This window comes from Pigmentiphaga sp. CHJ604 (assembly GCF_036972535.1).
GTDB lineage: Bacteria > Pseudomonadota > Gammaproteobacteria > Burkholderiales > Burkholderiaceae_B > Pigmentiphaga > Pigmentiphaga daeguensis.
Genome location: NZ_CP136998.1, coordinates 3,053,922 through 3,066,818, shown reverse-complemented (window position 1 = coordinate 3,066,818; position 12,897 = coordinate 3,053,922). Strand labels below are relative to the sequence as shown.

The 12,897-nt window shown below is 66.6% G+C and carries 10 protein-coding genes; 7 read left to right on the top strand and 3 right to left on the bottom strand.

The genetic code is table 11. The features are described 5' to 3' along the window. Window positions 1-21: 21 nt before the first annotated feature. The 3 genes from R4823_RS14760 to map form a co-directional block, all read right to left on the bottom strand. Window positions 22-2,538 (bottom strand): glycogen/starch/alpha-glucan phosphorylase, encoded by a 2,517-nt coding sequence (locus R4823_RS14760; protein ID WP_243724335.1) that lies wholly within the window; start codon window positions 2,536-2,538, stop codon window positions 22-24. A 135-nt stretch (window positions 2,539-2,673) separates the two neighbouring features. Then, a complete protein-coding gene (locus R4823_RS14755) occupies window positions 2,674-5,274 on the bottom strand; it encodes a [protein-PII] uridylyltransferase (RefSeq protein WP_087837432.1) in 2,601 nt (866 codons plus the stop codon). 16 nt (window positions 5,275-5,290) lie between these two features. Then, the gene (gene map / locus R4823_RS14750) at window positions 5,291-6,103 is read right to left on the bottom strand and encodes a type I methionyl aminopeptidase (RefSeq protein ID WP_087837406.1); all 813 of its coding nucleotides are present in this window, start codon (window positions 6,101-6,103) and stop codon (window positions 5,291-5,293) included. 422 nt (window positions 6,104-6,525) lie between these two features. Here map and rpsB point away from each other — a divergent pair, with 422 nt between their 5' ends. From rpsB to R4823_RS14715, 7 genes are all read left to right on the top strand, one after another. Further along, a complete protein-coding gene (gene rpsB, locus R4823_RS14745) occupies window positions 6,526-7,275 on the top strand; it encodes a 30S ribosomal protein S2 (RefSeq protein WP_087837405.1) in 750 nt (249 codons plus the stop codon). A 238-nt stretch (window positions 7,276-7,513) separates the two neighbouring features. Continuing rightward, a complete protein-coding gene (gene tsf, locus R4823_RS14740; protein ID WP_087837404.1) occupies window positions 7,514-8,395 on the top strand; it encodes a translation elongation factor Ts in 882 nt (293 codons plus the stop codon). Window positions 8,396-8,591: 196 nt separating this feature from the next. After that, a complete protein-coding gene (gene pyrH, locus R4823_RS14735; RefSeq protein WP_087837431.1) occupies window positions 8,592-9,323 on the top strand; it encodes a UMP kinase in 732 nt (243 codons plus the stop codon). Between the two features lie 28 nt (window positions 9,324-9,351). Continuing rightward, complete coding sequence (gene frr, locus R4823_RS14730) at window positions 9,352-9,912, top strand: ribosome recycling factor (RefSeq protein WP_087837403.1); 561 nt, start codon at window positions 9,352-9,354, stop codon at window positions 9,910-9,912. A gap of 36 nt (window positions 9,913-9,948) precedes the next feature. Beyond that, window positions 9,949-10,728, top strand: coding sequence for a polyprenyl diphosphate synthase (gene uppS, locus R4823_RS14725; protein ID WP_087837402.1), 780 nt, complete (start codon window positions 9,949-9,951; stop codon window positions 10,726-10,728). Window positions 10,729-10,732: 4 nt separating this feature from the next. Then, on the top strand, window positions 10,733-11,584 hold the full coding sequence (locus R4823_RS14720; protein ID WP_338615261.1) for a phosphatidate cytidylyltransferase: 852 nt from the start codon (window positions 10,733-10,735) through the stop codon (window positions 11,582-11,584). After that, entirely contained in the window at window positions 11,581-12,789 is a 1,209-nt protein-coding gene (locus tag R4823_RS14715) for a 1-deoxy-D-xylulose-5-phosphate reductoisomerase (RefSeq protein WP_279816501.1), read from the top strand. Before R4823_RS14720 ends, R4823_RS14715 begins: the two co-directional genes overlap by 4 nt. The last annotated feature ends 108 nt before the right edge of the window (window positions 12,790-12,897 follow it).

Genomic DNA, 12,897 nt, shown 5'->3' with positions numbered 1-12,897 from the left:
CTCTCACTGCTTGGCAAGCTTTCACCGCAGCGTGTGCTCCATCTCGGCCTCGTCATACAGTTCGACCGGCACCGGCTTGACGTTCCAGATCTGTTCGGCGTATTCGCGGATGCTGCGGTCCGACGAGAACTTGCCGGATCGGGCGGTATTGAGGATGGACATGCGCGTCCAGCCTTCATGGTCGCGATAGGCCTGGCTGACGAGATCCTGGCACTCGATGTAGGACTGGTAGTCCGCCAGCAGCAGATAGGGGTCGTGCCGCAGCAGGTTGTCGACCAGCGGCCGGAACAGTTCGGTGTCGCCGCGCGAGAAAAAACCGCTCTGGATCAGGTCGAGGCAGGTGCGCAGCTCGCTGTGGCTGTGGTAGTAGTCGCCGGGATGATAGCCGGCGGTCTTGATGTGGCGCACTTCCGCGGCGGTATGGCCGAACAGGAAGAAGTTCTCGGCCCCGACTTGGTCGCGCAGTTCGATGTTGGCGCCGTCCATGGTGCCTATGGTCAGCGCCCCGTTCATCGCGAATTTCATGTTGCCGGTTCCCGAGGCCTCCTTGCCCGCCAGCGATATCTGCTCGGACAGCTCGGCGGCCGGATAGATGCACTGGCCCTGCGTGACGTTGAAATTGGGGATGAACACCACCTTGAGCAGGTCGCGCACGTCGGGATCGTTGTTGACCACATCGCCTACCGAGGTGATGAGCTTGATCATCAGCTTGGCGGTGTGATAGCCGGGGGCGGCCTTGCCGCCGAAGATGAAGGTGCGGGGCAGGGGGTCGCGTGCCCGGCCGGACTTCAAGCGGTGGTACAGCGTGACGATATGCAGGACCGCCAGGTGCTGGCGCTTGTATTCGTGGATGCGCTTGACCAGCACGTCGAACATCGAATCGGGGTCGACCTTGACCCCCGTGCGCCGCAGGATCAGCGCCGCCAGGTCCACCTTGTTGGCGCGCTTGACCGCGCGCCATTCCTGCCGGAACGCCGCATCGTCGATGTAGTCCTCGATCAGGCGGATGCGGGGCAGGTCGGTCACCCAGGCGTCGCCGATGGCGTTGGTCACCAGCGAGGTCAGGCGCGGATTGCTCAGGACCAGCCAGCGGCGCGGCGTGACGCCGTTGGTGACGTTGGTGAACTTCTCGGGCCACATTTCGTAGAAGTCCTTCAGCAGCCCGTGCTTGAGCAGGTCCGAGTGCAGTTCGGCCACGCCGTTGATGGCGTGGCTGCCCACGCAGGCCAGGTGCGCCATGCGTACGTAGCGCTCGCCGCTTTCGTCGATCAGCGAGAGGCGGGAGATGCGGGATTCGTCTCCCAGGAAATGAATGCGCACGTCGTTCAGGAAGCGCGCGTTGATCTCATAGATGAGTTCCAGGTGGCGCGGCAGGATGCGCTGGAACAGGTCCAGCGGCCAGCGCTCCAGGGCTTCGGGCAGCAGCGTGTGGTTGGTGTACGAGAAGCTGCGCGTGGTGATGCCCCAGGCCTGGTCCCACGGCAACAGGTGTTCGTCCACCAGCAGCCGCATCAGTTCGGCGATGGCGATGGCCGGATGCGTGTCGTTGAGCTGGATCGCGAACTTCTTGTCGAAATCGCCGATGGCGCCGCCGCGGGCAAGATGGATGCGTATCATGTCCTGCAGCGAACACGACACGAAAAAGTATTGCTGCTCCAGCCGCAGTTCCTTGCCTTGGGTGGTTTCGTCGTTGGGGTAGAGCACCTTGGTCAGGTTCTCGGACGTCACCTTCTTGCTGACCGCGCCCAGGTAGTCACCCTGGTTGAAGACCGAGAAATCGAAGGACTCGGTGGCCTCCGCCCGCCACAGCCTCAGCGTGTTGGTGGTGTTGACGCGGTAGCCGGGGATGGGCGAATCGAACGGCACGCCCACCACGGTCTTCTCGGGGGCCCAGCGCACGCGCAGGTAGCCGGCATCGTCGGTGTACTGTTCGGTGTGGCCGCCCAGCTTGATCTCGACCGCCCATTCGGCGCGCTGGATTTCCCATGGATTGCCGTAGCGCAGCCACTTGTCGGTGTTCTCGACCTGCCAGCCATCGATGATGGTCTGGAAGAAGATACCGTACTCGTAGCGGATGCCGTAGCCGAAGGCCGGGATCTGCCCGGTGGCCAGGGAATCCAGGAAGCAGGCGGCCAGGCGGCCCAGGCCGCCGTTGCCCAGGCCCGGCTCTTCTTCCTGGCGCAGGATCTCGTTGAAGTCGAGTTTCAGCTCGGCCATGGCTTCGCGCACGCTGTCGGCGATGCCCAGGTTGATCAGGTGGTTGCCCAGGTGCGGGCCCATCAGGAATTCGGCCGACAGGTAGGCGACGGTGCGCGGCGCGGTCTGGTTGTACTGGGCGGTACTGCTGATCCAGCGCTGCAGGCTGCGGTCGCGTATCGCGTGGGCCAGGGCCAGGTAGAGATCGTTCTTGCCCGAGATCTTCGGAAACTTGCCTATCGTGTAGAACAGGTGGTCGAAAAAGGCGCGCTTCAGGCTTTCCTTGGAGAACGACGTGCGATCGTCGTCGTCATCGGCCGGCAGGGGAACAGGTGCGGACACGTGCGGAGCTCCCATCGGTACGCCGCCCCAGGGGCGGGGCAACCCGGCTATTGTTGCTTTTGGGATCCGTGCGGCGCAAGCCGCGTTTTCAATTGGTTAAGCATGCGACAGCGCCGTGAAAGGAACTGGCGCTGCTTACTGCAGGGCTTCCAGCAAGTCCTGTTCGAACTGGATCTGGCTGCGCGCATTGTTGAGCGCGTCGCCGTCGATCAGGAAGGTGTCCTCGACCCGTTCGCCCAGGGTCATGACCTTGGCGGTCTTGAGGTTGATGCCGTGCTTGACGAAGGTGCGCGCCAGCGCGTGCAGCAGGCCGGTCCGGTCGGAGGCGGTCACGCTCAGTATCCACGATTGTCCGCGCTCGTCGGGCCGCAGTTCGATCGCGGGGGTGATTGGGAACATGCGCGACTGCCGCGACTGCCGGGGCCCCAGCGGGACGGCGTCGCCCGCCGAGGCCGGTCCGGCGGCGTTGGGCGTGGCCAGCCGCTGGGTCAGTTCGTGTTCGACCAGGCTCAGCAGCGAACGCTGTTCGCTGGGCGTGCCCTGGGCCAGCACGATGAAGCTGTCCAGCGCCCAGCCATGGCGCGTAGTGTGGATGCGGGCGTCCTGGATGCTGAGGTGGCGCTCGTCGAAATAGCCGCAGATGCGGGCGAACAGGTCGGGCTGGTCCTTGACGTAGACGACGATCTGCAGGCCTTCGCCGATGGGCGCCAGGCGGGCGCGCACGATGGGCGCCTCGCTGTTGACCTTGTTGTACAGGTGCCGGGTCTGCCAGGCGATCTCGGGCGCCTCGTGGCGCAGGAAATAGGCCACGTCCAGCTGCTTCCACAGCGCTTCGTGGGCGTCCTCGGTCAGCCCTGCCAGCCGCAGCGCGCCCAGCGCTTCTTCCTTGCGATTTTCCAGGATGGCCTTGGAGTCGGGGATCTCTCCGCCCAGCGCCCGCCGCGTCTTGACGAACAGGTCTTCGAGCAGCTTGCCTTTCCAGGCGTTCCAGACCTTGGGGCTGGTGCCGCGTATGTCGGCCACGGTCAGCAGGTAGAGCGCGGTCAGGTGCCGCGTGTCGCCCACCAGCGCCGCGAACTCCTGGATGACCTGCGGATCGGACAGGTCCTTTTTCTGCGCGACCGAGGACAGCGTGAGGTGCTGGCGCACCAGGAATTCCAGCAGTGCCGCGTCGTCCTTGGCCAGCCCGTGCTCGCGCGCGAACTTGCGCGCTTCCACGGCGCCCAGCTCGGAGTGATCGCCGCCGCGGCCCTTGGCGATGTCGTGGAACAGGGCCGCCGCGTACAGGATCCAGTGGCCGTCGAAGTTCGCGATCAACTGGCTGCACAGGGGGTACTCGTGCGCGTGTTCCGGCATGGTGAAGCGGCGCAGGTTGCGCACCACCATCAGGATGTGCTGGTCCACTGTGTAGGCGTGGAACAGGTCGTGCTGCATCTGGCCGACGATGCGGCGAAAGGGCAGCAGGTAGCGCGGCAGGATGCTGAGTTCGTTCATCCGGCGCAGCTCGTGCACGATGCCGCGCTGCTGTTGCAGGATGGACAGGAACAGGTGGCGGTTGACCGGATTGCGCCGGAACTGGGCGTCGATGCGCCGGCGCGCGTGCCAGATGGCGCGCAGCATGCGGGCCGACATGCCCTTGAGCGAGGGTTGCTGCTGCATGACCAGGAAGGCGCGCAGCAACAGCGTGGGGTTGCGCTCGAACGCGTCGTCCCGGTACATGTCCAGCCGTTCGTGCAGGCTGCGGAAGTCCTCGTCGATGGGCTGGGCTTCTTCGCCCGGCCGCGCGAACAGGCGCTCTTCCAGGTTCTGGACCAGGATGGTGTTGAGCTGGGTCACCAGCTTGGCCGCCCAGTAGTAGCGCTGCATCAGCATTTCGCTGGGGCGGCGCGCGCCGCCGGCCTCGATGCCGTAGACCTTGGCCATCGCCGGCTGGATGTCGAACACCAGTCTGTCCTCGCGCCGGCCGGTCAGCAGGTGCAGCTCGATGCGCAGGCGCTTGAAGGCCTGTTCGGCGCGCCGCAGGTGGCGGGCCTCGTCGGCCGTCAGCAGTCCCGCGCGGGCGACCTGTGCCCAGGTCTTGCCGAAGCCTGCCGCCCGCGCCATCCACAGGATGACCTGCAGGTCGCGCAGGCCGCCCGGCGATTCCTTGCAATTGGGTTCCAGCGCGTACGGCGTGTAGTTGTACTTGGTGTGCCGCTGCTGCATCTCCAGCTGCTTGTCGTGGAAGAAGGCACGCTTGTCCAGCCGGCCGCGCATCGCGGTCTCGAACTGGCGCATCAGCGTCCGGCTGCCGGCCAGGTAGCGGGCCTCCAGCAGCGCCGTTTCCACGGTGATGTCCCGGGCCGCCTCGGCCATGCATTCGTCCACCGTGCGGACGCTGTGGCCGGGCTCCAGCCCGATGTCCCACAGCGCCGTGATCAGCGCGCCTATTCTGGCCTCGTCCTCGGCGCCGGGGGGCTGGTGCAGCAGCACCAGCACGTCCACGTCGGAATAGGGATACAGCTCGCCGCGGCCGTAGCCGCCCACGGCCGCCAGTGTCGCGCCCTCGGGCAGCGGATGGCGCTCGAGCAGCGCCACCAGCGTGCGGTCGACGATGCGCCGCAGCTCGGTCAGCAGTCCATCGGCGCGCAGGTTCTCGCGGTAGGTGGCGATCGCGCGCTCGCGCGCTGCTCGCATGGTGTTGCGCAGGCCCTGCAGTTCGTTCAGGCCGGGCGAGGCCAGCGTGGCGGTGGACATGGACATGGGAGCAGGATCAGGCGGCCTTGGCGGTGACGAAGCTGGGCGGGGCGGGCATGCCGGGCGAGACGGTCAGGGTCTCGTAGCCCGAGTCCGTCACCACCACCGTGTGTTCCCATTGGGCCGACAGGCTGTGGTCCCGGGTCACGATGGTCCATCCATCGGCCAGTTCACGGATTTCCCGGCGTCCGGCGTTGATCATGGGTTCCACGGTGAAGATCATGCCCGGCAGCAGTTCGATGCCGGTGCCGGGCTTGCCGTAGTGCAGCACCTGCGGGTCTTCGTGGAACACCTGGCCGATGCCGTGGCCGCAGAACTCCCGGACCACGCTGTAGCCGTGCGCCTCGGCGTGCTTCTGGATGGCGTGGCCGATGTCGCCCAGGTGGGCGCCGGGGCGGACCTGCTCGATGCCCAGCCACATGCACTCGTACGTGACCTGCGCCAGGCGGCGCGCCAGGATGGAGGGCTCGCCGGCGAAGAACATGCGGCTCGTGTCGCCGTGCCAGCCGTCCTTGATGATGGTGACGTCGATGTTGAGCGAGTCGCCGTTCTTCAGGACCTTGTCGCCGGGGATGCCGTGGCAGACCTGGTGGTTGACCGAGGTGCAGATGGCCCCGGTGAAGGGCGGGTAGCCCGGCGGCGCATAGCCGATGGTGGCCGACTTCACCTTCAGTTCGTCGGTCATGAATTCCAGGCACAGCCGGTCCAGTTCGCCGGTGGTCACGCCCGGCTTGACGTAGGGCGCGATGAAATCGAGCACGCTGGCCGCCGCCTGGCAGGCCTCGCGCATTTTCCCGATTTCCTCGGCCGACTTGATGGTGATGCTCATGATCTGCTTCCCGCGCTGTGTGCGCTCCACATTATGTTATGGCGCCGGACCGCCCGTCGCGCCCGCAGCCGGCCCGGACGGCGCCCGAAAGGGCAGGCGTCGAGGCTTTCTTGTAACAAGAAGCGACGAGTGCCGGCGCCGGGGCCGAGGGATCGCTTGAGCAGGTGGTCCGGAAAATAGTAGAATTATAGGCTTCCTGTGATTTCAGGAAGCCAAAGGCCGGATCGGATCAGGGCGATCCTGGGGTGGCGGGGCGCCGCGTGGCGCGTCCATCATGCCAGAAAGCCTGGAGTTTCTCCAGGGATGTCGCCCGTCTTCGGCCTGGATTTTTCAACCGCGCGCCGTGTCGTCCAGGGTGCCGGCCGGGCCTAGTGTGCCTGGCGGGTGCTGATGCGGTGCAAGACCCAACCCTCGGAGTCAATATGTCCGTTAGCATGCGCGAAATGCTGGAAGCCGGTGTCCACTTCGGCCACCAAACCCGCTTCTGGAACCCCAAGATGGCCCCCTATATCTTCGGCCATCGCAACAAGATCCACATCATCAACCTCGAGAAGACCCTGGCCCTGTACCAGGACGCTCTGAAGTTCGTGCGTCAACTGTCGGCCCGCGGCGGCACGATCCTGTTCGTCAGCACCAAGCGCGCGGCTCGCGAGATCATCGCCGAGGAAGCGCAGCGCTGCGGCATGCCCTACGTCGACAGCCGCTGGCTGGGCGGCATGCTGACCAACTTCAAGACGGTCAAGACCTCGATCAAGCGCCTGAAGGACATGGAAGCCATGCAGGCCGAGGGCGCGACCGAGCGCATGAGCAAGAAGGAAGCGCTGATGTTCCAGCGCGAGCTCGAGAAGCTGAACAAGTCCATCGGCGGCATCAAGGACATGAACGGCCTGCCGGACGCGATCTTCATCATCGACGTCGGGTATCACAAAATTACCGTCACCGAAGCCAAGGCGCTTAACATTCCGGTCGTCGCCGTGGTGGATACTAACCACTCGCCGGACGGCGTGGCCCACGTCATCCCGGGCAACGACGATTCGTCCAAGGCGATCGCCCTGTACGCCCGCGGCGTGGCCGATGCCGTGCTGGAAGGCCGCGAACAGGCCCTGCAGGGCGTGGTCGATGCCGTGACCGAAGGCGGCGACGAGTTCGTGGAAGTCGAAGGCGAGGAGTAAGGTCCCCCTACGCGCTTGCGCGCGCCCCCCAGGGGGCGATGCGGGTGGACCGGCGGAGCCGGATCCACCGCATCCTGGGTCTGGGTGGGGATGTCTCGGCGCGAAGCGCCGCATTCTTGCCTGGATGCGGGAGTGGGCTTCTCTGCCGCTAGTAATGCTTGAAGGGGCCTTGTGCCCCTTCTTTTTAGTCAAACTATATTTCCGCCTTTGTCAGGGGCGGAAGATGTCAGGAGTAATCATGGCCGAAATTACCGCAGCAATGGTCAAGGAACTGCGCGAGAAGACCGACGCGCCCATGATGGAGTGCAAGAAGGCGTTGACCGAAGCCGGTGGCGATCTGGCCAAGGCCGAGGAAATCCTGCGCGTCAAGCTGGGCAGCAAGGCCAGCAAGGCCGCCGCCCGCGTGACCGCCGAAGGCCTGGTGGCCCTGTATGTCTCGGCCGATGCCAAGACCGGCGTCGCCGTCGAGGTCAACAGCGAAACCGACTTCGTGGCCAAGAACGACGATTTCGTCCAGTTCGCCAACGAAATCGCCGAGCTGATCGCCAAGGCCAACCCGGCCGACGTCGCCGCCCTGTCCGAGCTGGCGTTCCGTGACGGCACCGTGGAAAGCGTGCGTACCGCCCTGATCGGCAAGATCGGCGAGAACATCTCCATCCGCCGCTTCACCCGCATCGCCACAGAGAACAAGCTGGCCCAGTACGTGCACGGCGGCCGCATCGGCGTGCTGGTCGAGTACTCCGGCGACGAAACGCTGGGCAAGGACATCGCCATGCACGTCGCGGCCACCAAGCCGAAGGCGCTGGACGCCGCCGGCGTGTCGCAGGACGACATCCAGCGCGAGCGTTCGGTTGCCGAGCAGAAGGCCGCCGAATCGGGCAAGCCCGCCGACATCGTCGCCAAGATGGTCGAAGGTTCGGTCCAGAAGTTCCTGAAAGAGGTTACGCTGTTGTCGCAACCGTTCGTCAAGGACGACAAGCAGACCGTCCAGCAGGTGCTCAAGGCCAAGAACTCCGCCGTCCAGCAATTCGTGCTGTACGTGGTGGGCGAAGGCATCGAGAAGAAGGTCACCGACTTCGCCGCAGAAGTCGCTGCCCAGGCTGCTGCTGCAAAGAGTTAGTCCCCCCCTACGCGCTTACGCGCGCCCCCCGGGGGCGGCCTCGAGGGACCGGCGGAGCCGGATCCCTCGTGCCTCGTCTGGGGGAAGTGGGGCTGTTGTAAAGATGTAGACGTAACGCAGCGCAGAAGGGTGGGCCTCTGTGGGCGGAGATGGGCCGGATGTCGGCGATTGCGCGGGAGCATGTATGACGGTGGAAATGAACGCATCTGGAACGAAAACGGGGGCGTACAAGCGCGTCCTGCTCAAGCTGTCGGGCGAAGCCCTGATGGGTGACGATGCGTTCGGTATCAACCGGGCGACCATCGGCCGCATGGTCGAGGAAATTGCCGAGGTGGCCGAGCTGGGCGTCGAGCTGGCGCTGGTCATCGGCGGCGGCAACATCTTCCGCGGCGTGGCGCCGGGTGCCCAGGGCATGGACCGCGCCACCGCCGACTACATGGGCATGATGGCCACCATCATGAACTCCCTGGCGCTGCAGGACGCGCTCAAGCGCCGCGGCGTCGATGCGCGCGTGCAATCGGCGCTGACCATCGAGCAGGTGGTCGAGCCCTACATCCGCCCCAAGGCCCTGCGCTACCTGGAAGAGGGCAAGGTCGTGATCTTCGCGGCCGGCACGGGCAACCCGTTCTTCACCACCGACACCGCCGCCGCCCTGCGCGGCGCCGAGGTCGGTGCCGAAATCGTATTGAAGGCAACCAAGGTCGACGGCATCTATTCGGCCGATCCCAAGAAGGATCCCACGGCTACGCGCTACAGCCGCATCAGTTTCGACGAGGCCATCGTGCGCCGCCTGGAAGTGATGGATGCGACGGCGTTCGCGCTGTGCCGCGACCAGAAACTGCCGATCAAGGTTTTTTCGATCAACAAGCCTGGCGCCCTGAAGCGCGTCGTCTCGGGCGACGACGAAGGCACGCTGGTGCACGTTTGATCGATTGTTCAGCATTTAGGAGACCGCAATGAGCGCTTCCGACGTCAAGAAAAACGCCGAGACCAAGATGGGCAAGTCCATCGAGACCCTGAAGGGCAGTCTCGCGAAGATCCGTACGGGTCGTGCCCATGCCGGCATACTGGACCATGTCCAGGTCGAGTACTACGGTTCCATGGTTCCGCTGAGCCAGGTCGCCAACGTCAGCGTGCTGGATGCGCGTACCCTGAGCGTCCAGGCGTGGGAAAAGAAGATGGCCCAGGTGGTCGAGAAGGCCATCCGGGAATCCGACCTGGGTCTCAACCCCCAGTCCATGGGCGACCTGATCCGCGTGCCGATGCCGGCGCTGACCGAAGAGCGCCGCCGCGAGCTGACCAAGGTGGTCAAGAGCGAGGGCGAGGATGCCAAGGTCGCCGTGCGCAACCTGCGGCGCGACGCCAACGAGCAGCTCAAGCGCCTGGTCAAGGACAAGGAAATCTCCGAGGACGAAGAACGCCGCGCGCAGGACGACGTCCAGAAGCTGACCGATCGTTTCGTCGCCGAGATCGACAAGGTGGTCGCGCAGAAAGAAGCGGAGATCATGACGGTTTGAGTTCCGCCATGTACATTCGGTCCCAGCGGAGCTGACATGGTCCTGAGTTCAACCCTCGGCATTCCCCGTACCGACGCCGTGCCCAGGCACGTGGCGATCATCATGGACGGCAACGGCCGATGGGCCACGCAGCGCTTCCTGCCCCGCGTGGCGGGCCACAAGAAGGGCGTGGATGCCGTCAGGGCGGTGGTGGAGGCCTGCGCCGTCCGCGGCATCGAATACCTGACCCTGTTCGCCTTCAGTTCCGAGAACTGGCGCCGTCCGCCCGACGAGGTGTCCCTGCTGATGCGGCTGTTCGTCCACGCGCTGGAGCGCGAGGTCGCCAGGCTGGCCCGCAACGGCATCAAGCTCAAGGTCGTGGGGGACATCAGCGCGTTCGAGCCCCGGCTGCGCGAGCTGATCGCCGACGTGGAAGCCCGCACCCGCGACAACGACCGCCTGACGCTGACGATCGCCGCCAACTATGGCGGCCGCTGGGACATCCTGGAAGCGACGCGCCGCCTGCTGGCTGCGCGTCCGGACCTGGCTGCCCATCCCGAGCAACTGGACGAGGCCATGCTGACGCCGCATCTGTCGATGGCGTACGCGCCGGAGCCGGACCTGTTCATCCGCACGGGCGGCGAGCAGCGCATCTCCAACTTCCTGGTCTGGCAACTGGCCTATACCGAGCTGTATTTCACCGACTGCTTCTGGCCCGATTTCGACGCCGATCAACTGGATCTGGCGTGCAAGTCCTATCGCAGCCGCGAGCGCCGCTTCGGCCGCACCAGCGCCCAGCTGAAGGCGCCGGCGGCGGTTTCCTCGAACGGCGGCTAGACCCATGCTCGGGCAGCGCGTCGTCACCGCCATCGTCCTGCTGATCGTCCTGGTCGCCGTGCTGGCGGTGGCCGATCCGCGCCCCTTCGAGATCCTGATGGCGGTGTTCGTGGGCTGCGCGCTGTGGGAGTGGTGGCGCCTGACGCTTTCGCCCCGCGGCGGCACCGGCCGCGCCCATCTGCCCGCCATCGCGGCGGGCGTGGTACTGGGCGCCGCCCTGGTCGCCTGGCGCTGGAACAGCGGCGGCGCCGACCTCTCGGCCGGTCCCGCCGGCAACTTCTGGCGCGGCCTGTGGATCGCCGTCTCGGCGGTCTGGGTGGGCCTGCTGGTCCCCATGCTGTTTCGCGCCAGTCCGGATGCCGAGCCCCGCAACCCCTGGCTGACCGCGCTGGCGCCGTTCGCGCTGCTGGCCGCCTGGTCGGCGCTGACCGCGGCGTTCGGACGCGGCGTGCCCTTCCTGCTCACCCTGATGGCGGTGGTCTGGATCGCCGACATCTCGGCGTATTTCGTCGGCCGCGCGCTGGGGCGCAACAAGCTCGCACCCCACATCAGCCCGGGCAAGACCCGCGAGGGCGCGCTGGGCGGCGTCGTGTGCGTGGCCGTCTTCGTGCTGGCCTGCGGCTTCTTCCCCGGCACCTTCGGCGCCGCCCTGGTCGAGCGCTGGGGATGGGCCGGAGCCCTGGCCCTGGCCGTGGTGCTGGCGGCGCTGTCCATCGCGGGCGACCTGTTCGAATCGCTCATCAAGCGGCGCGCCGGCATCAAGGATTCCAGCAACCTGCTGCCGGGCCACGGCGGCGTGCTGGATCGCATCGATGCCCTGATTCCCGTCCTGCCGCTGGCCGTCCTGCTGTCATGACCTTCCGTACCGTCACCATACTGGGCGCCACCGGCTCCATCGGCGCCAGCACGCTGGACGTGATCGCGCGCCACCCGCAGCGCTACCGCGTTCATGCCCTGAGCGCCCACAGCCGCATGGAACAGCTCGCCGCCCAGGCGGAGGCCAGCCAGGCTGCCGTCGTGGTGGTGCCCGATGATGCGGCGCGCCAGCGTTTCGTCGATGCGTGGCGGGGCAGGGCACGGTTGCCGGAGATCCGCGTGGGCGCGCAGGCGCTGGCCGATACCGCCGCCGACGAGGCCAGCGACACGGTCATGGCCGCCATCGTGGGCGCCGCGGGCCTGCCTTCGGCGCTGGCGGCCGCCAGCGCCGGCAAGCGGGTGCTGCTGGCGAACAAAGAGGCCCTGGTGGTGGCGGGGCGCCTGTTCATGGACGCGGTGCGCGACAACGGCGCCGAACTCCTGCCTATCGACAGCGAACACAACGCCATCTTCCAGTGCCTGCCCCATGGCGCCCGGGCGTCGGCGGCCCAGGCGCCCGCGCCGGGCGTGCGCCGGCTGCTGTTGACCGCCTCGGGCGGACCATTCCGTACCCGGCCGCTGGACAGCCTGGCGGACGTCACCCCAGACCAGGCCTGTGCCCATCCCAATTGGTCCATGGGGCGCAAGATCTCGGTCGATTCGGCCACGATGCTGAACAAGGGGCTGGAGGTCATCGAGGCGCACTGGCTGTTCGCGATGCCGCCGGAGCGCATCGACGTCGTGGTGCATCCGCAAAGCGTGATCCACTCCATGGTCGAGTACGACGACGGGTCGGTGCTGGCGCAGCTCGGGCATCCCGACATGCGGACCCCCATCGCGTACGGCCTCGCATTCCCCGAGCGCATCGCCACGGGCGTCGGCCCGCTGGACCTGGCCCGGCTGGGCCGCCTGGACTTCGAGGCCCCCGACCTGGCCCGCTTTCCGTGCCTGCGCCTGGCGTTCGAGGCGTTGCGGGGCGGGCAGGGCGCCTGCGTGGCCCTGAACGCCGCCAACGAAGTGGCCGTCGAGGCCTTCCTGCGGGGCGCCGCCCCCTATCCGGCAATCGCGGCTATCATCGAGACCGTGCTGGATGGCGCCTGGGTCCGGGCCGCGGACCGGCTGGGCAGCCTGGAAGGCCTGCTCGACCTGGACCGCGAGGCGCGCGCCCGGGCTGGCGAGGCCCTGGCCCGGAACGCCGGGCCCTAGGAAGCGCGCTTGCCGCGCACCCGGGTTGGCGGCCACCGGCCTTTGGCCGATGATCCTGTCATGTTCGCTTACCGAGATTCCCCGTGTATTGCCGGAGCCGGCGTGCAT